Here is a 19,788-nt window from a genome sequence, read left to right on the forward strand (position 1 = left end):
CCCTTACGATTGCATAAAGGCTTCAATTTCCTCTACCGTTTTCGGAATATCGGCGGTAAGGACTTCGCAGCCGTCCTCCGTTACCAGGAGTGTATCTTCGATTCTGATGCCGATGCCCTCTTCCGGGAAATAGAGCCCGGGTTCCAGGGTAAACATCATATCCTTCTGCAGCAGGTTTTCCGGATCCTCCCCTACATCATGGGTATACAGACCGATAAAATGCCCTGAGCCATGCAGATAATATTTTTCTATTTCCTCCGGTGCCGACAGAATGCCTGCCTTCACAAGTTCGTCAGCCATCACCCTTTTGCTGATCAGCTGCAGTTCATCCTTGCGCTGTCCCGGCTTTGCCGCTTCCAATGCCGCTGTCAGTCCGGCAAGCACTATCTCATACAGCAGCCTCTGCCTCGGCGTAAATTTTCCATTGGCAGGAAAGGTACGGGAGACATCCGCACAGTAATATTCCCAGCTTGCCCCCAGATCCACCAGCACCAGATCCCCTTCCTTTATCTTGTCCCTGTTGGCAGAATAATGCAGGATACAGGCGTTTTTTCCCGTGGCGGCCACTGTGGCAAACGCATGGCCGCAGCCCCGGCTTTTTACGATAAAATCAAAATAGGCCTCCATCTGCCCTTCCGTCATCTCCGGACGGGTATGCGCCATCATATACCGGACCGCCTCCACAGTCGTCCTGCAGGCAATCCGGTGGGCGGCTATCTCTTCCGGCTGCTTCACCCTGCGCATCCGGGCAAACCAGGGCGCGGCGTTCTCAACAGCCAGCCTGGGCCAGTCCTTTTTCAGATGGTCCGCTGTCTGCCGGACAGGCTCCGCCATGTCCTGCCACGGCCCCTCTTCCTGATCAAACAAAAGGGTGCCCACACCGCCGCAGGAGATCAGCTCCGCCAGTCTTCCAGAAAGCTCATCCAGGAAACAAACCTCAGCAATCCCGTATTTCTGCCCGGTTTCCGCTTCCCCAGGCCGGGGACCTTCATAGCGTTCCAAACGGGGATCAGGCCTGCGGATAAAAAGGACTTCTTTTCCCGCCCCCTTTTGCCTGTATGCCAGATAAACGGTATCCGGCTCTTCACAGCCTGTAAGATAAAAGAAGTTCCGGTTGACACTGAAGGGATATTCTTCGTCCCCCGCCATCATTTTGGCGCTGCCGGCGAAAAAAATCCCTGCCTGCCCGTCTTTTAAAAATTCCAGAAACTTTTCCCTCCTGGAAATATGAAACTGTATGTCAAGCATCTTACTCCTCCTCATCTCTCACCGGCCGCCGTTTTCCCCGGATTTTCCTCCGGCCTTCCCCGTTTTTCCGAAACCGCCTCGTGTCCTTATCGGCCGGAACAGCCCGCCGTCAGGCCTCTTTTCATAGTATCCTCTATCTCCTCCACCGTGCGCGGCGTTATCACGGAAAGATTCTCGCAGCCCTCCTCCGTTACCAGGCAGTTATCCTCCAGCCGGAAGCCGATTCCCCACTCCTCGTGGTAAATGCCGATATCCACGCAGAACACCATGCCCGGCGCTATGCTTCCTATGGAAAAATCCACCACATCATGTACGTCATAGCCTACATGGTGGGCGCCTCCGTGCCACATGAAGGTGCCGATATCCTCCGTCCGCTTCAGCACGCCGGCTTCCTTCAGCATTTCCGCATTGTAGGCCCTGGCTGTTTTATCCACGTCCGCCATTTTCATCCCCGGCCGGATTATTTCAAACATATGGTTGGAGGTTTTCAGCGCGCATTCATAGAGCAGTTTCTGTTTTTCCGTAAACCTGCCGTTGCAGGGCCATCCACGTGACACATCATTCATCAGCCCGTCGTGCCAGGCGCCCACATCATTCAATATCATATCTCCGTCCCGGGCCTGTCCTTTATATTGATAATAATGGATACAGAAATTATTTTTCCCGGCAGAAATAATGGAAGGGAAGGCCGGCCCCTGCGGCCCGTGCTGTCCCAGCGCGTAGTCGAATTCCGCTTTGTACTGGTATTCATACATTCCGGGGCGGGAAGCCTTCATCATGGCAACGATTCCGTCCCTTGTAATCTTCTCCGCTTCCCGCATGGCCTCTATTTCACAGGCCTGCTTTATCGTCCTTAAGCTGCGGATAAGGACGTTCGCATTTTCAATCCGTAAATAAGGATATTCCAATTTTGCTTTTTTTGCAAGCAAATGTGCAGGGCAATCTCTGTCGTCTGGCGACACCCTGTACAGATCAAGGTACAGATGTTTATAATTGCCGCTCACAGCCCATGCGTGCAGCTGCTGTTCAAACACGCTGTTCTCCCGGATATCGGTGATGCCGGATATCGCTTCCACCTGCGCCGGTTTCAGCCGTTCTCCCGTCCAGCGCTCCTGCATGGGATCCGGCGGCAGGATATAAACACACTCCTCCACCGCGCCTGCGCTGTCTTTTCTGGCCGCAAGAATGAATTCCCTGCTGTCCAGCCCCGTTAAATACAGGAAATTCCTGTCCGTGTAAAAGGGATAAAATTCATCGTTCGTTTTTCTGACCTCTGTCCCGGAAAAAAGAAGCAGAATTGAATTTTCCTTCATTTTTCCATAAAGCCGTTCCCTGTTGCCGCTGTGAAATGTTTTATCCATATTTTCCTCCTATCTGCGGGAGCACCAGCTCATTATACAGCCCTGTTTAGGGCGGACCAACCGTCCAGCTCCTCCGGAACCTGGTACATGGCAAAGGCTGTCCGGTAGACTCTGTATAAATAGGTTTTGCCGGAAAGCCTGGTGGTTATTTCAGGGTACAGCCGTGCCGTCTCATACATGCTTACTTCGGGAACCGGGGGAGTCCCGCTTCACATGCGGAGGCTTCCCCCGCTTCTGTTTTCCTCTTTCATCACTCTCAGTCTTTTATTTTCTCACCATTCAGCAAAATGTCCAGCCTACCGTCTCCGGGAAGCTGCTTTTTGATCCATTCCCTGATCATGTCCTCCGAAAACTCCCCTTCTCCGAAAATTGCCGAATCTGGCTTCATAACTATTTCCGTTCCCCGTTCATGCGTCTGGATGTCTATGGAAAGCTCATGCTGTGCAATCCCCCTCACATAATCCTGCCGGAAGCTTCTGCCGTCCCGGTATACCATAACCTGCAGGCTTTCACACAGGGAATTCACCGTCTGCATCCCTGCCTGGACCAAATCCCCCATCTGGCTGTACTCTGCATTGGTAACCGTTTTTCCCGCCAGTATCTTATTCAGCACCATTCTGTCGGCCTGAATATCCTCCGAAAGGGGAAGGCCTCTTCCATTATCTCTGATCCGTACTCTCCCATCCGGCAGCAGCATTATTTCCACTCTGGTGCAGAAACCCTCTGCCGCTTCCTCCAATGATTGCCTCACAGTCTCAAATATAAGCTGATGCCTTCCATACCGCAAATCCTCCCGTTTTGACTCAGTCATTAAATACCTCCTTTTTTCCGTCGGCACAGCAAATCCCGGAACAGTATAGGAAACCAGGTATTTCCTCACCGTACTGGGCGTTGAACCGAAAAGCCGCGTAAAAGCGCGTGTGAATCCTTCATGTGAGTCAAACGCATACAGCATGGCAACCTCAAGCACCTTCCGGCCTTCCAGCAGAGAGACTGCCGCATACTGCAGCTTACGAATCCGTATATAGCCCGTGACAGGCATTCCCATCTCTTCCGCAAAGATACGGCTGAAGTAAAAAGGACTGTACCCGGCAATTTCTGCCAGGCTGCGCAGATCGATTTTCTCGTGGATATGGCAGTCCACATAGGCCAATATTTTTTCCCATTCAGCTTGATCCATTTTGTTCACCTCACACTTTTATGCTATCATTAATGACGGGAACGTTCTTGACTTCATATATCGTATTTATGTCGGTGTGCCTCCGGCATTAATCATGGTATAATGAGGCGGATGTAACATCCGGTTAGCCCCGCCGCATACAACAGGCCATCATACTTGAATTGTCTTGAAAACACAGGGGTGTCTGTTTGGCCGTTGCACGCAGGAATCAGGCCGTTTCAAGTTTATGCGAAATGAGGAGACAGAAATTATGATCATCAAGACTGCACAAATTACTGATTTACCAGGAATAATGGCGGTATATGCACAGGCCAGAAAATACATGGCGGAAAACGGGAATGCCACGCAATGGGGCGCAGCCTATCCGTCGGAGGAGCTTGTAAAAGAGGATATCCGTCTGGGGCAATGCTTTGTTGGCACGGACGACAAGGAGAAAATCCACTTTGTTTTCGCTTTAATTATCGGAGAGGATCCCACTTATCTGCGGATTGAACAGGGCGCATGGCTCAATAACTCACCTTATGGGACAATCCACAGGCTGGGCAGCGACGGTACGCACAAGGGCTGCTTTGCGGAATGCCTGACCTTCTGCCTGAACCGTATTCCCAATCTCCGTGCGGATACGCACCGGAATAATCTGACCATGCAGCATTTGCTGGAAAAATACGGTTTCCGCAGATGCGGGATTATTTATGTAAAGGATGGGAGCGAACGTCTTGCCTATCAAAGGGAGCCAGGAATTCCCTTTTCGTGACGGAAAAACAGCTTTTCATAGTATCTTGGATTGTAATGAATATGCGCTTGCTCTCATAGATCTCATGCTGTCGGACATGAACGGCATGGAAATTATCAAAGCCATCCGGAAAGTCAGTACCATCCCAATTATCATAATCACTGCAAAAGATAACGATACCGACAAATCACTGGGATTAAACCTGGGAGCTGATGACTATGTTGTAAAGCCCTTCTCTCTTATCGAGCTTGCCGCCAGAATTAAAGCCAACATCAGGCGGGCCAGAACCTACCAGCCTTTACCGTGTGATATGGCTGTTAAAATTAAGGATTTGGAGATAGATCCGGTAAGCCATACCGTCAGGCGTCAGGGGATTCCCATTGATTTGACGCCAACGGAATTTGAACTATTACATTTACTGGGAACCCATCCGGGACAGGCATTTTCAAAAGAACGTCTATACGAACTCATTTGGAAGGAACCTTATTTCGGAAATGAAAATGTATTGAATACCCATATCAACCGACTGCGTTTAAAGCTGAAAAGAAGCCCGGACGATACTGCAACCTATATTAAAACCTTATGGGGAATAGGCTACAAAATGGAGGATAACTAAATGTGGATTTGTTTTGCCATGTGTTCGGCCATATTGATATATGCGGATTGTATCTGCCATGCACAATTCCCCTTCCCGCCCAATACAATATAGAAACAGGAAAAATACAGGAGCAGGCTATGGCGATCACTTCTCTGGACATTCTCAACCTGTCCCATTCCCTGAAGGATGTATGTGAGGTAAACTGCAAAACCCCGGAATGTCTTTCGCAGACCCTGCAGGTTCTGCTGGAATACAACCTGATCCAGGCTAACCTGGAATTCAGCCGGCAGTTTGGCTGCCCCAATGCACCGCAGGCCGCCCCATCCCCCGCTGCCCGGCAGGAGCTTCGCAGGGAAAGAAGCATTGCGGAATTTACAGCCTTTGACTAAACTATATCAGTAAATCCCACGGATTCCCAGATCCGAATCCAGTGTGTTCATATTATAAAGAATCAGTACATCCGTAATGCCCGGGTGCTCTTTGATAAAGGCGGACGGACCCTGCTTGTAATACCTGGTATCAAACACATAGATTTTTTTATAATGATGGGCCAGAAACGGCACCATGGAATTGGCATAGCTGTCCTTGAGCAGCGCCAGCTCCCGGTCTGAGCCCGCCGTTTCATTGGTGATTTCAATCAGACTGTGCAAATTATCCAGGAACAGGGAATATTTATCCTTTTTCTCCGTATATTCCAGATTATAAAGGCTGTCCGTCACCTCCCCGGTATCCAGATAGGATACCGTCAGGCGGTCTGCGGGATTGGTGTAAATGGTTATAGAATCCCCTTTCCGGCTGTAGTCTCCTGTTTTCGAATAAATCGTACCGCGGAAGTCCTCCGTAACCGTTTCCGCGGCCATTTCCGTAAGCGGAACTGCCTCAAAGCCCATATTTTCACAGAAAACCCGGTAACCTTCGTAGGCGCCGCGCGTAGTCCAGTGGTGATCCGTCCTGTAATACAGAGGCTCCCCATTTTTTTGTTCCAGCAGCGCCTGGCTGCAATCGATGGGGACAATACCGGCAGCCCGGTATACAGCTTCCGCAGTTTCCATCTGATTTTTTGTCTGCACATGGGCCGGCAGCCTGTCCTCATACACATAAACGGCGGTGGGGATCAGCATGAGACGAAGCCTGGGTTCCTGTCCCTCCGTTTCCTGCGCCTCTGTTTCCTGCGTCTCCGCTTCCTGTCCCTCCAGCTCCTGTGCAAAGCTCTTCAAAATCCCCGCAATCCGCTCCGTATTCTCCGCACTTTTATACGCTTCAATCAGATAGCCGTCCTCAGCGATATAAACGCCGTTGATTTCCTTTCTTCCCAGCGCTGTCTCCGCCTTTGTCTTCAGCCCGATGAAAAAATCCCGGAAAAGAAAATGATCCGAAGCATAGTCGGACAGCCCCTGCATATAGGCGCCGCTCTTTATATCCTCCCAGCCAGGGGATGGCAGTTTTGCCAGATACCTGTTCTCATTCTCGGAAAAATCCTGCTTATTGGCTGCAAAAAATCCAATGGCCAGCGCCAGTATCATCCCTGCCAGCAGTCCCACTGTCACACGTCTGATTCTTTGTGCATTTGTCATATTCTTTCGCTTCCGCCTTTCCTGATGTCAAAATCTGAAGTATAAAAACGGATTATAGGTATCATTTACCAAAAAAGCCGTCGTAAGCAGGAACAGCATGATATAGCCCGCCGCAGTCACAAGTCCGGCAGCTGTTTTCGGCCCGTTTCCCGCTGCCTCCAGCTTCTTTTTGGCCCAGGGGTATACCGGGAAGGCCAGGATGACAGCCGCCAGGAGCACAACACCATAATTGGTCAGATACCAGAGGAATTCCTCTCCCCACCAGGCATTTCCGGCACATGCCGCCATGGAGCACAGATATCTTCCCAGCGCCCCGCAATCGTCAAACACAAAAATAACAAAGCCTGTCACAACGATCAACAATGTATAGCCATGCTGTATTACTGCGGGCAGCCTTTCCAGTTTTTTGCCCCATACATATTTTTCCAGAGCAAGCAGAACGCCGTAATACAGCCCCCACAGGACAAAGTTCCAGGCTGCGCCATGCCACAGCCCTGTCAGGAACCATACAATGAGCATATTCCGCAGGTGCTTTGCCGTGCTCACCCGGTTGCCGCCAAGAGGAATGTATACATAATCCCGGAACCAGGTGGAAAGCGATATATGCCAGCGTCTCCAGAAATCCGTTACGGACACCGCATACAGGGGATACCTGAAGTTCTCCGGGAAATGGAAACCCAGCATCCACCCCATGCCGATAGCCATGTCACTGTAAGCGCTGAAATCAAAATACAGCTGCAGAGTAAAAGCCGCCGCGCCCAGCCAGGCTGTGGCCGCCGATGCCTGTCCCGTTTCCAGCAGCCGTATTTCTTCCCACAGCGCTCCTACCTGATTGGCGATCAGCACTTTTTTGAACAGGCCCTGCAGGAAGCGGTAAAAGCCGTCCGTCACCTCCGAACGCCTTATTTTTCTACTGTGCAGCTCCTGATTCACCGTTGAAAAACGGACAATAGGCCCGGCTACCAGCTGTGGGAACATGGACACATAGGTAAGATAGGTCAGATAATTTTTCTCCACCGGCACCTTCCGCCGGTACAGATCAATGCTGTAGCTCATGGTCTGAAAGGTGAAAAAACTGATGCCTACAGGAAGTCCCAGGCCAAGAGGCCGGAGCCCTGTGTGGAAAAGGCCGTTTACCGTATCGATAAGGAAATCCGCATACTTAAAAAATCCCAGCACGGAAAGATTGATTATTACAGAACAGCAGAGGAACAACCGCCGCCGTCCCTCTGTGGATCCAAACCGTGTCATGAGCCTTCCATTCGTGTAATCCACTGCTGATGCGAACAGCATCAGGAGGATATAAACAGGCTCTCCCCAGGCGTAAAAAACCAGGCTGAAAAGAAGGAGGACTCCATTCTTCCAGGAATAAGGCACCGCATAATAAAGAAGGAGGCATAACGGCAGGAAGAAAAACAAAAAAGGAATGCTGCTGAAAACCATCGCCGTTTCCGTCCTTTCTAAAGCTGTGCTTCAATGATTTTTTCAATGGCATCCGCCTGTTCTGAAATAACCAGATACACATAGCTGCCTTCTGTTTTTACGGCGCTTTTTTTCACAATATCATACTGCCCGGGCAGATAATTTTCCATTTCTCCGCTCTTTTCCTCAATTACAAGCTGCAGCGCCGCGCTGATTGTATCTGCATCCGCCTTATCCTTCAATTTCATAATAACCACGGTTTCCGCGCTTGTAGCTTCCTCAGACATGGAAAATACGTACTCCTCAAGCAGGGCGGGATCGATATTGTAATAATTTTCTATGAAATTATCCTGCATGATTACAGGTGAAATAAGGGTGACCGATTCGGTAATCAGATCATACATTTCCTGTACGGACATCTCCTCTCCGGAGGCGGCCGCATCCGGCACCGCAGCGGTTTCTGCCGACTGGCCTGCTGCCGTTGTCTCACCTGACGCCTGATCTGCTGCTGCCATCTCATCTGCCGTCTTGTTTACTGCAGTCGTCTCGCCTGACGCCTGGTTTACCTCCGCCTGTCCGCAGCCGCCAATAAGAAGCACTGCGGCCAGCAGGCACAAATAGTTTCCTTTTTTTCTTTTTACGCATTTTCCGGTTAATTCATTCATTTTCATTTCATTCTCCTGTATATCGTGTACTTTTCTGCCGCGCTTCATCCTTCAGCAGCTTGAATATTTTCTGTTTCTGTTTCCCTGCAGCCTCCGGCGTCTGTTTTCTCCAGCTGCTCCTTTGCATAATCCCGGAGCACCGAAACCCAGACATCATAAGCCTCCGGCCGCTGATGCGCAAAATCGTCACTGCAGTACCCTTCCGCCAAATCCCCGTTTTCATCGGCCAGCGCATCGGCAATGTCCACATAGCCCCAGCCGTTCTCCTCCGCCATCTGCTTCAGCATGGAATTGTATTCCCGGATGGTGTCATTTTCCAAAAGCCCCGTTCCTTTCCCTTTCAGGACATAGGTCATGCTCATGATATGTATTTCAGCCTCAGGATCGGTTTCCCTGATTTTATCCACCAGCTCCTTGTATTTTTCGCAGCTGCCTTCCAGGCCGTTGATATTCAGATCATTCATTCCCAGCATAAGAAATACCCGCCGGCCGCCCATCATGGAAATAGATTCCCATACCTGACGCTGCTTCCCGCGAAACATGGGGTGCACACTTTTCTCATTCACTTCCCAAAGCGCATTATTGACGGAATAGCTTCCCGCAGCAAGAAACTGAAGCCGGCTTAAAAAGGAATCCTGTCTTTTCATCGCATAATTCCGGAAGCCAAGCATGATGGAATCCCCCACGAATACGGAATTGTCAAAATATGCATCCGTCCGCTCCTCAACAGCTCTCTCCTCCGGGCTCATTTCCTCTGTATTATTTTCCAGGCTCATCTCTCCTGAGGGATCCATTCCGGCAGCATTTTCCTCCTGTGCCGCTTCTGCCTTTCTTAGTTTTTCTTCTAATGCTTCTTTCATCATTTCCCTGTTTCGGACCATATCCACAGCGCCCGAAACCAGTTCCGGCTCATATTTTGCCAGCTTGCTTTCGATGCCGCAGCTCTCAGGCCGGCTTCCGCCCACTACGAAGAAAACCGACAGCCATGCAAGGCCAATGGTCAATATTTTTCTTTTCATCTTATCCTCAGTGCTCCCCTCTGTATTTTTCCATACGCGCAGCCGGTTCCGCTTACTATGCATGGTCAGTGTAAAGAGGCTGAAAATCAGAGATTCTCAGCCAACTGTTTCCCGTGTGTCTGCGCGTGATTATCGTTATCTGCCTTTTTTTATAAGTTTACATGCCGGTTGCATCAAATCTCCATCAAAATTGCATCATTTTTGCATCATCTGACAAATCCCGACATTTTTATTCTTTCAAGGCATTCTTTAAAGGGAATAAAAATTCATAGTTTTCCGTGAAAAATAATAAAACAAAACGGCTCCTTTCGGGAGCCGTCAGAATTGCCATGGAACAGCAGCACATTTGCTGAGAGATTGGCTGAGGTTGAGGGGAAAAAGCATTCCCTGTTTTTCTTATTTCCTGTAGGTTCTGCAGGCTTCCACGTAAGCCAGGATATTCTCTAACGGGACCTCAGGTTCCAGGATGTGTGTGGGCGCCACAAATAATCCGCCTTTCTCCCCGGCGGCATCCAGATTGTCCCAGACCGCTTTTTTTACCTCCTGGGGCGTGCCGAAGGGCATGACGGTCTGCGTTCCGATGGTTCCATGGAAGGATATCCTGTCTCCATATTTTCTGCAGATTTCCTTAAAATCCATGCATTCGCTCTGAATGGGGTTGAGCACATCAATTCCCGCCTCTATCAGATGTGGGATAAACGGCTCCACAAAACCACAGGAATGGTAAAAAATAAGGATTTCCGGGTTGATTTCCTTCACCATATCCACCAGTTCCTTCAGACGGGGCTTAATCCAGCTGCAATACAGCTCCTCACTCATCATAGTTGTATGCTGCATCCCGATATCATCACCAAAAAAGAGAACATCCACGCCTGCCTCCGCATAAGAACGGGCTCTGATTTTTGAAATCTCCAGCACCTTGTCAAAAAGGGAAACGGCAGTCTCTTCCTCCGACATCATGTCGCAGAACAGATTCTCCATACCGCGGAGATACCAGGCTGTTTCCCAGATAGTGACCTGCATATCGCCCAGCGCAATCAAATCCCTTTTCTTGATATCCTCCACCTGTTTTTTCTGATGGGAAGCATCCCCGTGAGCATAATCCGGAAACGGATACTCCAGGAAATCCTCCATGGACTCCGCATTTTCCAAAGGGTGGCGCATGTAAGTCATGTGCATGCTGTTGGGCGATTTTTCATGGCCCACGCCCCAGGTATCGATATCCGCGCCCTCCGCCAGCGGACGCCGGTAGAATCTGCGGTACTGCTCCACATCATGATCAATCAGCCTGATATCCCCTACCCTCCGCCAGGGGAACTGAAAATATTCCTGATAATCCTCCACTCCAAGCTCATTACGCATCCGTTCAATTAAATACGGGCAGAGACTGAACTCCACCGGCACACTTTCATAGCCGGTTCTCCTGAGAAGCGATAAAAAATTTTCTCTGTTTGTCATACCATACCTCCTCATATATCGCAGAACTGCCGCGACACTTCAGCAATCATCATTTTTCATATTTTTATATTCCGCCGGCGTCATTCCCGTATGCTTTCTGAAAACGCGGCAGAAATACTGAGGGCTGTTAAAGCCGGCCAGGGCGGCCGCCTCCGTGACCCCCTTGTCCCAGTCCCGCAGATATTCCTTGGCCTTTGCTATCCTGAGCATTGTTATGTACTGGGTACAGCCGATGCCCAGGCGCTGGACAAATAATTTTCTGAGATATCTTGAACTGATTCCCAGTTCTCCCGCCAGCTCCTCCAGATTGATTTCATATTCCAGCCTGCCGTGTATCTTCTCCAGCGCTTCCTCCAGCTTGCCCCGGCAGCCATCCGTAAGCCGCCTCTCTTCCTCGATGCAGCCGGACAGCAGGGCAAAAAGCTGCAGCAGGGTAAAATCAAACCGCGCTTCCGTATAGCCGTTATCCCGGATTTTTTTATACCCCCGCTGTATGTTTTCCAGCAGGCCGCAAAGCTCCTCACAGTCCTGAAATACATGACAGGCGCTTACCTCTTGAAAACAGGGAAGGCAGTCCGGTATTTGTCCGGGAAGCTCTGCCCGGTATATCAGCTGGGTTATGGCACAGGATTTACTCACATCCACCATGAAAAGATGCCTCTTATACGGATTTACCATAATGCAGCTCCCCCGCTTTAAGGGGATAACCTGCCCCTCCACCTCCATCATACAGCAGCCGGAGTTGATGTAGTTGATTTCCGTCTCGGGGTGGGCGTGGCTTTCAAACCGGTAGCTGGCCGGGAACCGTATCCTGCGTATGGTTTGGAGTGTTATGCTGTAGGCGGGGTCCGCCAAAAGGGCCAGCAGCTCTTTTTCTATGTTGTTCACTGACCAGGCTCCTTTCTTCGAAATTTTTAAAGGATCCTTTAACGGTTATGCGAATCCTTTCTCTTCCCGTTATCCTCAGCATACAGGAGTTTGAATAATTCGGCAATCTTAATTGTAAAATTATGGAACAGAAAATGGAAAACATCGATGCAAAGACACCGGTCACAGTATATGGCCATATGGACTGTGTTACCTATGTTCTGCTGATGTCCGCTGACATTAATATAGCATAGGATGAAAAAAGGTTCGTTAACGAAACGGCATGAGAATTTAGATTCTTTATATTTTCCGGAACTAAATATTCGTAACAATTCAGATAACCGAACTGTTACGGATGTCCGCATGCTATTCCCAATTCTGCAGCCTTTCGATGACACTTCCTTTTTGCGTCCTGCGGTAAATAGCCGTCGGAACCAGGACACATATAATCAGGATAACCGTAAATACCGCCAGATGACTTCGCCAGGGAAAGGAATATGCCATATGATACCGGTTCATGCCCTGAAATACCGCATAGCTGACAGGCAAGCCAATTGCCAGGGAGGCTGCTTCGGCCAACAGCGCATAGCCGGCACCCTCCAGCATCAGCATTCTTTTCAGCTGCGTCTGTGTCATTCCGATGCTTTCCAGCGCCGCCAGCTCTCCTGAGCGGTTCTGTACCCCTGCCGCCATCATATGGATATAATTAAAAACAGCCAGCAGGGCAATCAGGAATCCGATGCTGTTCCCCAAAACCTTTATCTGCATTTCCGTCATTTTCATCTCACCGTATCTTTCCAGTTTTGATTCCCGGGAAATTTTCCCCTCGCCTGCAAAGACTTCCTTTACAAGGCGTTCTGTATCCTCAGAAAATGGTTTTTCATAATCCACCTCTATCAGTTCAATAAATTCCGTTCCCAGAAGCTGTCTGGCATATTCCCGGCTTACAATCAGATCTGGCGTATAGCCTCTGCCGAAATAAGCCGGATTGTCACCGCTGTCGCCCACCGCCGCAATGCGGACAGAGGCTTTTGCGGACACTGCCCCATTTTCTCCGGACTTAAAATTGTCCCCTGCCGGTAAAAAATGTACTGTTTTCCCAACCATACTGTTTCTGATCTCCGGTCCGGCATCAATGATAATGGGAACTGCCACCGTACTCTTCCCTGCCTTAAAGCTTTCTTCCTCCAACACATTCCCCATGCGGGCATTCAGCCGCCCGAAGCCTTCCCTGTCAATTCCGATCAGCCGTGCCATAAACAGGAAATATCCCGGCTGTTCCCGATAAACCGCCATATCCTTCTCATAATTTCCCGGACTGAATCTCGACTGGTACAAAGCCTGATAATAATCCCCGAATACCTTTTCCTGTAAAGGGACAACGATATCGGCAGAAGAAACGATTCTGACACTTTTCACCCCCGGAATTTCCCTCACCTGTTCTATCTTCTCCTCCGTAAGCAAAGGCTCCTTCCCATCAAGAGTGGTTTCATTCTTGAACCGGATATCATAATCCCATGTGGCATTCAGAACGGAGCGGGCGTCATTCTGCCGGATTACCGTATTGACAGTTAAAAATACGGTTCCCGCTATGAGAAAAGAAAGAAAGATGACAGCAGACTGTTTTTTATCCCTCAGCAGACTGCGCCATGCCATGGAAGCGACGACTCCGCCCTTCCCGGGTCCGGTTCTGAAAGGCTTTCCCTTTCCCATGGTAACCGGCACATAACGGATCGCCTCTGCCGGCGCACAGTCACCTGCCATTTTTGCTGGCTTCCTGCTGGCATACAGATCTGTAAACAGGGCTAACCCACCCGCCAGCACATAAATCCACAGTCCTTCGGATATGATTTCCTCCCCGGCCAGCGTGGGATTGACGATGCGAAGGACCGCGGGTACCACTGTCCCGGCCAGAAGCCTTCCCGCCAAAAGTCCGGCCGGAATCCCGGCCAGCGCATTCCAGAGAGCCTGTCTGTATACCAGGCCTTTCAGCTGTACGCTTGTCATACCTATGGTTTTCAGCTGTCCATAGTAACGGATATCCCTGGAAATAGAAATATAAAGGGTATTATAAATGGATAAATAACCTGCGGAAAGTATCATCAGAAGCATTCCGGCAAGACCCACCGCTGTTTTCCAGAAATTCACCGATGTATCATAATCTGCTTTAATAACCTGCCGGTCCAGCGCCGCTTCCTGCTGCAGCTTTTCAATATCCTGCCTGGTATATAAAGGATTTTTCAGGGATATTTTCAGGGTTCCCTGCGTAAAATCCGTCTGCTTCGCCCCGCTCTTTTCCAAAAAGGGACGCGAAACATAGCCCTTCATCCTTCCGGTATAGTCCCTGAAGTATCCGCTCAGGATAAATTCCTTACTGCCAATCCTGCCGTCCCCTTCACCCGAGAGAGGATAATATTCCAGCGAAAGCCGCATCCCGGTTTCCGGTCGTTCAATCCCCATAGCCGTCAGCGCGCTTTCTGAAAGCATGATTTCCTCTTCCCTCTCAGGATAAGAGCCTTCATAAAGTTCCAACGCCGGAATACACTGTTTTTCCCAGCAGACGGAGTCCAGCCAGTAAAGCTGGGTTTTATCCAGCTCCACATCGCCGTACCGCTCCAATATGGCACATTTTATGGATACGCCCGCTGCCTCCACATTTTCCATGGCCCTGATTTTATCCACCTGATCCGGCCTGGGCTCCGACAGCTCCACGTCATAATCCATGCCGTTCATCCGCAGTGTGCGCAGCGTCACCGTATTCCAATAGCTGAATCCCAAAGCGAATACCACTGCCGTTAAAAAAGTAGTCATCAATATAGCCGAAACCGTTATTATGTTTTTTTTCCAATGGGCTTTATAGGTATCGGCAGCGATCCCTGCCACTACCTTCCGGTTATCCACTCTAATCATTGCCGCCGTCACCTCCGCAGATTCTTCCGTCCTCCAGCCGGATAATCCTTCCGGCCAGCTGGGCAATTTCATCATTGTGGGTAATCATGACTACAGTCTGTGCAAACAGCTCGCCTGAGGTCTTAATCAGCCCCAATACATCCTGGCTGGTACGGCTGTCAAGATTACCGGTTGGCTCGTCTGCCAGGATAATGGCAGGTTTTGCCGCCAGCGCCCTGGCCAGGGCCACCCGCTGCTGCTGCCCGCCCGACAGCTGGTTTGGCATGGCATATTTTTTATCCTTCAGTCCCAGCATTTCAAGGATGGAACCCACAAATTTTTCATCCGGCCTGATACCATCCAGTTTTATGGGAAGCACTATATTTTCATACACATTCATAAGCGGAAGCAGGTTATAGTTCTGAAATACGAATCCGATTTTCCTGCGCCTGAAAATTGTGAGTTCATCCTTTCCCTTATGGGAAATTCCCATGCGGGAAATATCCCTGCCATCCACCCTCACCTCGCCTCCGGTGGGATAGTCCAGTCCGCCCAGCATATGCAGAAGCGTGGATTTGCCGCTGCCCGATTTCCCCACAACGGCGGCAAATTCTCCCTTTTGTATGGACAGATCAATGCCGTCCAGCGCCTTAACCACCGTATCTCCCATCTGATAATATTTTTTCAATTGCTTTGCTGCCAGAATTTCCATCCAAGACCTCCGATTCCCGCCCATCACCTGTGACAGGCTTTGCCTTTCTGTTTTCCGCTGTCACACTTTTTGTATGTCCTGCGGAATTTTCTATAGTGTAGCAAAGAAATCTTTCCACATTCTGTCTCAAAGATGACATTTTTGACAGATTTCCTGCAGAACCGGATTTTGACTCCCTTTTCCCTCCGCTGACGGCCTCCTGGCCTCCTTTATCAGCAGGAATGATATACCGGCAAAAACATCTGAAATACGGCTCCCCTGCCCGGTTTTGACGTAACTTTAATATAACCGCCCTGCCTGGAAAGGATCTCCCTCGCCAGATAAAGGCCAATTCCAAAGCCCGGCAGCTTTCCGGCTTCCGACGAACGATAGAATCTCCGGAAAATCAACCCCTGTTCCGCTTCCCTGATGCCCGGCCCCTGATCCTTTACCGCAATGCACAGAAAGGAGTCATAGGGTATCGCCTCGATCTTTACCTCCGACCCTTCCGGGGAGTATTTCACCGCATTATCCAGGATGTTCCCCAGCGCTTCGGCTGTCCATTTCAAATCCGCACAGCAGGTCAGATCCGTGCCGCCAAAGGAAATCAGAACCTTCTTTTTCAGCGCTTCCATCTCCACCGTCTGGCAGGCCCTTCCAATCAGTCTGTCTGCCCGTACCTTTTCCGGCTTTACAGCGATCATTTCCTGCTCCGTATAGGAAGAACGGACCAGCTCCTTCATAAAAAATTCCAGTTTTTCCGACTGTTTCCTGATTTTTTCCGCAAGAAGACGAGAATCTTTTTCCAACGGCTGCTCCTGCAGCAAATCCGTATACAGCATGATATTGGAAAGGGGCGTCCTAACCTGATGGGTAATGTCTGAAATCAACGCTTTGACGGCATCCCTTTCTTCCTGCGCCCTGTCGCGCTGCGTACCCGCCATTTCCACCAGCTTATTCAGCCTTTCAGCCACCGCGCCGTCCATGGATTCATCATAGGTCACATCCTGCAGGTTTCCGCTGATGGCCTGATCCAGCTTCTGGAGCGTTTCCTGGAGAAGGGCTTTCATTTTACCGCGTTCTTTTACCAGCAGGCAGATGCTTACCGCAGCGCATACGGCCGCCCCCGCTGCAAACCATAAAAAACTGTTCATACCGGCATCTCCCAGACATAGCCTTTCCCATACATGGTCCTGATATAGACCGGCTTTGATGCATCCTCCTCCAGTTTGTCCCGCAACCGTCTGATTCCCACCGAAAGCGCGTTATCCTCCACATACTCCGTCCCGTCCGGCCAAACCCATTCCAGGAGCCTTTCCCTGGTGATGATTTGTCCCGGGTTAAAAACAAGCAAATACAAGATCCGCTGTTCCGTCTTGCTCAGTTCCACAGGGCGGCCCTCTTTATAAAATTCCATGGAGGCGAAGTGAAAAGCAAAGGGCGGCTGCAGATATTCCTTTTCCTGGCCCTTTTCCGTCCGCCTGAGAAGCGCCCGGATTCTTGCGCGAAGCACCATCAGGCTGAAGGGCTTGGTAATATAATCATCCGCCCCATATTCCAGCCCTGCCACAATATCAGTTTCCATATCCCTGGCGGTGAGAAGGACAATGGGAACCCTGCTGCTTTTCCTGATTTCCCCGCACAGCTTCAGGCCGCTCCCGTCCGGCAGCCCCACATCCAGAATCAGCAATCCAAAGGTACGGTCATATAATATATGTTTTGCCTCTTCCACAGTTTTACAATGTATCATGGAAAATTCACCGCCCAGAGCCATCTGTATCCCTTCAGCAAGATCCTCATCATCTTCCACTAAAAGTATATCCTGCATGCTTCCTCCTGTCAGCGTGTCCGGCACGCATTTTAAAAAATAGCTGTACAGCCTACCTTTCCCGCAAATTCTTTATAATAATATTTTTTAACATTTTCCCTAATTTACTGTAATCCCTTCCAACAGGTTACCTGGCTCCGGTTTTCCTCTTCCACGCTTCATAGGCCGCGGTCAGTTCCCCTTCTATAGGATCCTTCATGCACTGTGCAGCCCGGATGCTCTTTTTATAAAGATTGCCATACATGCTGCCCGTACCCGCCAGCTTTGCAATGAAGGGCCCGGCCCATTCCCAGAGCGGCTGCGCCTCCTCTCCGCCCATAGCGATCAGCTGCGCGGCGTCTTCAAGGATGCCTGAAAACAGGCGGATACCGGCAACTTCTGATAAATCCGTATGTTCCAAAATCTCTGAAAAGGCTTCATACGCCTTTTTTCTTTCACCGAAGCCGATATAAAAATGTATCAAATTATTCCAGGCTGCTATGATATCCCTGTTTTTCCCGTTTTTACGCTCCAATGCAAGCAGCGCTTTCAACGGCTCTTCATTTTCAGCCTCCCGGCAGGTATTTTTATTAAATAATATCAGCTGTCTGTAATTCTGTACGTCCCATTCCTTTATTTCTTTCTTCCATTCCTCTACAAGCCTGGCGGCGCTTTCCGGGTATCCGGTTTCAATTGCAATCTGGATACAGTCATAAATATCACACCGCTCCAGCTGCGTCTCCTGCTCCACATTTCTGTCATAGCCGCAGGCACAGTCAAAATTGGCATTCTTTGCCCGTTCAAACAGAGCGTCGTACTGGTGCGCGCCGTTATATTTCATCAGCAGGAAGGTAAGAATCTCCAGACAGGCTCCTATTCCCTGGAAGGAATTCGTTTCCCTGTCCTTCAGCTCCTCTTCAAACAGTTTTTTTACCAGGGCTTCTCCGCCCCTTTTCATAAACAGGATATAATAGGCCAGCCGGAGCCGGTTCTCATAGTTTTTATCAAAGGTCCCAAATACTGCGTCCCTGCCCTCCAGGAAACACACGTCCGAAAAGTCCCCGCTGTTTGTTTTTTCATAAATTCGGTTCTGCTCCCTGAAAATTTCTTTTATGATGTCAGCATACATTGGCTGCCCTCCTGCTTTTCTCCTTTGGGCCTGCATAACGTGTACATTCGGCATCCGGTAATGTAAATCCGCAGGCATGCCGGGGAAGCTTGAATTCCAACATAATTGTTCCTCCTTAAAGCCATGTATGTTTTGGTTAGGCCAGGCTGCCTTCTTTTCATCCCGTCCTCTTGTTCCCCCAATTTACACATCTGCCTTGTATGTTCTTAATATCAATATCGTATCCGCTCCACAGATATGAGCCTCCGGCCGAATTTAGCGCCTGGATTTCTGCGGCAAGCGCAGAAACCAGAATGCGCAGATATAATGTCGTCTTCGACGACATTATATCATAATTCCACAGCCATCGTGTATCATTGCTTTTAATTGCTTATTTTCAAATATTTTCCCGTTTGTCAGCCCCATAAAACTATTAATTCAATGAACCCGATTATCTTTACCAATATTGCCGTCAAAACACCAGAGCGCTATAATGGTCAATATGAATTGACCATTGGAGGGAAATATCATGGAGGAAACTTTTTCGGAACGAAGGGAAGCCTTTCTGGAGGAATTCCGTCAATGTCAGGCGGCTCTTTTTGCCTTGGGCGACAATACCAGACAGTGCATCATTATTACCCTGATTAAAAACGGAGGCAAAGGCGGCCTGCGTGTAGGTGAGATTCAGATGGAAACCAGTGTGTCACGCACAGCAGTCTCCCATCACCTGAAGGTCCTTCTGGAGACGGGAATCATTAACGTGCGCCGTAAGGGCACCATGAACTTTTACTATCTGGATCCTAAAAGCAGCAGCCTCCGCCAGCTGACACATTTCTGGGAGCAGGTGGAGCCAATGATGGATTTGTGTGAAAAGAATAGAAAGACAGATGAAAAAGGAGAATACAGATGAAGCTTTATACCGTCTATTTCAGTCCCACAGGAGGGACAAAAAAAGTACTGGACGAACTGGTTAAGGAATGGCTCATCAACGATGGAGCGCCGGATGAATCAGGAAAAACATCCACAGAACTGGTTGAAATTGATTTATCCGACAGAACCCGGTCAGGCGCTTTTCTCTCACATGCCACTCCCGGAAGGGAGGATTTCTGTATCATTGCCGTCCCCGCCTTCGGCGGACGTGTGCCTGCCGCAGCGCTGGAGCGGCTGA

General features: G+C 49.7%; 19 protein-coding genes and 1 pseudogene. 5 read left to right on the forward strand and 15 right to left on the reverse strand.

Annotated elements, in window-relative coordinates; all coding sequences use genetic code 11:
- Window positions 1-3 precede the first annotated feature (3 nt).
- The 4 genes from HMPREF1548_RS14605 to HMPREF1548_RS14615 all read right to left on the reverse strand — a co-directional run bounded on the left by HMPREF1548_RS14605 (window position 4) and on the right by HMPREF1548_RS14615 (window position 3,789).
- Window positions 4-1,248 (reverse strand): aminopeptidase P family protein, encoded by a 1,245-nt coding sequence (locus HMPREF1548_RS14605; protein WP_035322256.1) that lies wholly within the window; start codon window positions 1,246-1,248, stop codon window positions 4-6.
- An 86-nt stretch (window positions 1,249-1,334) separates the two neighbouring features.
- Window positions 1,335-2,609: an aminopeptidase P family protein gene (locus HMPREF1548_RS14610; protein WP_021637020.1), complete on the reverse strand. Its 1,275-nt coding sequence runs from the start codon at window positions 2,607-2,609 to the stop codon at window positions 1,335-1,337.
- Between the two features lie 32 nt (window positions 2,610-2,641).
- Complete coding sequence (locus HMPREF1548_RS29530; protein ID WP_021637021.1) at window positions 2,642-2,788, reverse strand: hypothetical protein; 147 nt, start codon at window positions 2,786-2,788, stop codon at window positions 2,642-2,644.
- A 77-nt stretch (window positions 2,789-2,865) separates the two neighbouring features.
- Window positions 2,866-3,789, reverse strand: coding sequence for a helix-turn-helix domain-containing protein (locus HMPREF1548_RS14615; RefSeq protein ID WP_021637022.1), 924 nt, complete (start codon window positions 3,787-3,789; stop codon window positions 2,866-2,868).
- Window positions 3,790-4,039: 250 nt separating this feature from the next.
- Between HMPREF1548_RS14615 and HMPREF1548_RS14620 the strand changes: the two genes are divergently transcribed.
- The 3 genes from HMPREF1548_RS14620 (at window position 4,040) to HMPREF1548_RS14630 (ending at window position 5,509) form a co-directional block, all read left to right on the forward strand.
- Window positions 4,040-4,543: a GNAT family N-acetyltransferase gene (locus HMPREF1548_RS14620; protein WP_035322258.1), complete on the forward strand. Its 504-nt coding sequence runs from the start codon at window positions 4,040-4,042 to the stop codon at window positions 4,541-4,543.
- On the forward strand, window positions 4,506-5,138 hold the full coding sequence (locus HMPREF1548_RS14625; RefSeq protein WP_286138039.1) for a winged helix-turn-helix domain-containing protein: 633 nt from the start codon (window positions 4,506-4,508) through the stop codon (window positions 5,136-5,138). Before HMPREF1548_RS14620 ends, HMPREF1548_RS14625 begins: the two co-directional genes overlap by 38 nt.
- A gap of 119 nt (window positions 5,139-5,257) precedes the next feature.
- Window positions 5,258-5,509: a hypothetical protein gene (locus HMPREF1548_RS14630; RefSeq protein WP_157065683.1), complete on the forward strand. Its 252-nt coding sequence runs from the start codon at window positions 5,258-5,260 to the stop codon at window positions 5,507-5,509.
- Window positions 5,510-5,515: 6 nt separating this feature from the next.
- On the opposite strand, the gene HMPREF1548_RS14635 is transcribed toward HMPREF1548_RS14630, so the two are convergent.
- The 11 genes from HMPREF1548_RS14635 to HMPREF1548_RS14685 all read right to left on the reverse strand — a co-directional run bounded on the left by HMPREF1548_RS14635 (window position 5,516) and on the right by HMPREF1548_RS14685 (window position 18,641).
- A complete protein-coding gene (locus tag HMPREF1548_RS14635; RefSeq protein WP_021637026.1) occupies window positions 5,516-6,694 on the reverse strand; it encodes a DHHW family protein in 1,179 nt (392 codons plus the stop codon).
- 27 nt (window positions 6,695-6,721) lie between these two features.
- Window positions 6,722-8,137 carry an MBOAT family O-acyltransferase gene (locus HMPREF1548_RS14640; RefSeq protein WP_021637027.1) on the reverse strand — a complete coding sequence of 472 codons (1,416 nt, stop codon included), beginning with the start codon at window positions 8,135-8,137 and terminating at the stop codon, window positions 6,722-6,724.
- Window positions 8,138-8,154: 17 nt separating this feature from the next.
- Window positions 8,155-8,787: a DUF4358 domain-containing protein gene (locus HMPREF1548_RS14645; RefSeq protein WP_276945729.1), complete on the reverse strand. Its 633-nt coding sequence runs from the start codon at window positions 8,785-8,787 to the stop codon at window positions 8,155-8,157.
- Between the two features lie 38 nt (window positions 8,788-8,825).
- Window positions 8,826-9,800: a GDSL-type esterase/lipase family protein gene (locus HMPREF1548_RS14650; protein ID WP_083492991.1), complete on the reverse strand. Its 975-nt coding sequence runs from the start codon at window positions 9,798-9,800 to the stop codon at window positions 8,826-8,828.
- A gap of 396 nt (window positions 9,801-10,196) precedes the next feature.
- Window positions 10,197-11,258, reverse strand: a complete 1,062-nt coding sequence (locus HMPREF1548_RS14655; protein ID WP_035322262.1) for a uroporphyrinogen decarboxylase family protein — start codon at window positions 11,256-11,258, stop codon at window positions 10,197-10,199.
- A gap of 39 nt (window positions 11,259-11,297) precedes the next feature.
- Window positions 11,298-12,146 (reverse strand): helix-turn-helix transcriptional regulator, encoded by an 849-nt coding sequence (locus tag HMPREF1548_RS14660; RefSeq protein ID WP_021637031.1) that lies wholly within the window; start codon window positions 12,144-12,146, stop codon window positions 11,298-11,300.
- Window positions 12,147-12,491: 345 nt separating this feature from the next.
- Entirely contained in the window at window positions 12,492-15,035 is a 2,544-nt protein-coding gene (locus HMPREF1548_RS14665) for an ABC transporter permease (RefSeq protein ID WP_021637032.1), read from the reverse strand.
- Window positions 15,028-15,726, reverse strand: coding sequence for an ABC transporter ATP-binding protein (locus HMPREF1548_RS14670; RefSeq protein ID WP_035322264.1), 699 nt, complete (start codon window positions 15,724-15,726; stop codon window positions 15,028-15,030). Before HMPREF1548_RS14670 ends, HMPREF1548_RS14665 begins: the two co-directional genes overlap by 8 nt.
- A 212-nt stretch (window positions 15,727-15,938) precedes the next feature.
- The gene (locus HMPREF1548_RS14675; protein WP_021637034.1) at window positions 15,939-16,859 is read right to left on the reverse strand and encodes a sensor histidine kinase; all 921 of its coding nucleotides are present in this window, start codon (window positions 16,857-16,859) and stop codon (window positions 15,939-15,941) included.
- Entirely contained in the window at window positions 16,856-17,533 is a 678-nt protein-coding gene (locus HMPREF1548_RS14680; RefSeq protein WP_021637035.1) for a response regulator transcription factor, read from the reverse strand. The genes HMPREF1548_RS14675 and HMPREF1548_RS14680 overlap by 4 nt, the downstream gene beginning before the upstream one ends.
- 127 nt (window positions 17,534-17,660) lie before the next feature.
- Window positions 17,661-18,641, reverse strand: a complete 981-nt coding sequence (locus tag HMPREF1548_RS14685; protein ID WP_051358401.1) for a hypothetical protein — start codon at window positions 18,639-18,641, stop codon at window positions 17,661-17,663.
- Window positions 18,642-19,149: 508 nt separating this feature from the next.
- On the opposite strand from HMPREF1548_RS14685, the gene HMPREF1548_RS14690 reads away from it, so the two are divergent.
- Both HMPREF1548_RS14690 and HMPREF1548_RS30000 read left to right on the forward strand, forming a co-directional pair.
- The gene (locus HMPREF1548_RS14690; protein ID WP_021637038.1) at window positions 19,150-19,530 is read left to right on the forward strand and encodes an ArsR/SmtB family transcription factor; all 381 of its coding nucleotides are present in this window, start codon (window positions 19,150-19,152) and stop codon (window positions 19,528-19,530) included.
- Window positions 19,527-19,788: pseudogene (locus HMPREF1548_RS30000) on the forward strand (hypothetical protein); the annotation flags it as partial. The gene HMPREF1548_RS14690 and the pseudogene HMPREF1548_RS30000, both read left to right, overlap by 4 nt.

The sequence above is a fragment of the Clostridium sp. KLE 1755 genome, from assembly GCF_000466465.2.
In the GTDB taxonomy this organism is placed as follows: domain Bacteria; phylum Bacillota; class Clostridia; order Lachnospirales; family Lachnospiraceae; genus Eisenbergiella; species Eisenbergiella porci.

Bases quoted from the DNA above. Each gene is read 5' to 3' on its own strand.
- HMPREF1548_RS14690 (WP_021637038.1), top strand. From the start codon at position 19,150: ATGGAGGAAACTTTTTCGGAACGAAGGGAAGCCTTTCTGGAGGAATTC.
- HMPREF1548_RS14680 (WP_021637035.1), bottom strand. From the start codon at position 17,533: ATGCAGGATATACTTTTAGTGGAAGATGATGAGGATCTTGCTGAAGGG.
- HMPREF1548_RS14670 (WP_035322264.1), bottom strand. From the start codon at position 15,726: ATGGAAATTCTGGCAGCAAAGCAATTGAAAAAATATTATCAGATGGGA.
- HMPREF1548_RS14635 (WP_021637026.1), bottom strand. From the start codon at position 6,694: ATGACAAATGCACAAAGAATCAGACGTGTGACAGTGGGACTGCTGGCA.
- HMPREF1548_RS14615 (WP_021637022.1), bottom strand. From the start codon at position 3,789: ATGGATCAAGCTGAATGGGAAAAAATATTGGCCTATGTGGACTGCCAT.
- HMPREF1548_RS14610 (WP_021637020.1), bottom strand. From the start codon at position 2,609: ATGGATAAAACATTTCACAGCGGCAACAGGGAACGGCTTTATGGAAAA.
- HMPREF1548_RS14675 (WP_021637034.1), bottom strand. From the start codon at position 16,859: ATGAACAGTTTTTTATGGTTTGCAGCGGGGGCGGCCGTATGCGCTGCG.
- HMPREF1548_RS14655 (WP_035322262.1), bottom strand. From the start codon at position 11,258: ATGACAAACAGAGAAAATTTTTTATCGCTTCTCAGGAGAACCGGCTAT.
- HMPREF1548_RS14665 (WP_021637032.1), bottom strand. From the start codon at position 15,035: ATGATTAGAGTGGATAACCGGAAGGTAGTGGCAGGGATCGCTGCCGAT.
- HMPREF1548_RS14640 (WP_021637027.1), bottom strand. From the start codon at position 8,137: ATGGTTTTCAGCAGCATTCCTTTTTTGTTTTTCTTCCTGCCGTTATGC.
- HMPREF1548_RS14605 (WP_035322256.1), bottom strand. From the start codon at position 1,248: ATGCTTGACATACAGTTTCATATTTCCAGGAGGGAAAAGTTTCTGGAA.
- HMPREF1548_RS14685 (WP_051358401.1), bottom strand. From the start codon at position 18,641: ATGTATGCTGACATCATAAAAGAAATTTTCAGGGAGCAGAACCGAATT.
- HMPREF1548_RS14650 (WP_083492991.1), bottom strand. From the start codon at position 9,800: ATGAAAAGAAAAATATTGACCATTGGCCTTGCATGGCTGTCGGTTTTC.
- HMPREF1548_RS14645 (WP_276945729.1), bottom strand. From the start codon at position 8,787: ATGAAAATGAATGAATTAACCGGAAAATGCGTAAAAAGAAAAAAAGGA.
- HMPREF1548_RS14630 (WP_157065683.1), top strand. From the start codon at position 5,258: ATGGCGATCACTTCTCTGGACATTCTCAACCTGTCCCATTCCCTGAAG.
- HMPREF1548_RS29530 (WP_021637021.1), bottom strand. From the start codon at position 2,788: ATGTATGAGACGGCACGGCTGTACCCTGAAATAACCACCAGGCTTTCC.
- HMPREF1548_RS14620 (WP_035322258.1), top strand. From the start codon at position 4,040: ATGATCATCAAGACTGCACAAATTACTGATTTACCAGGAATAATGGCG.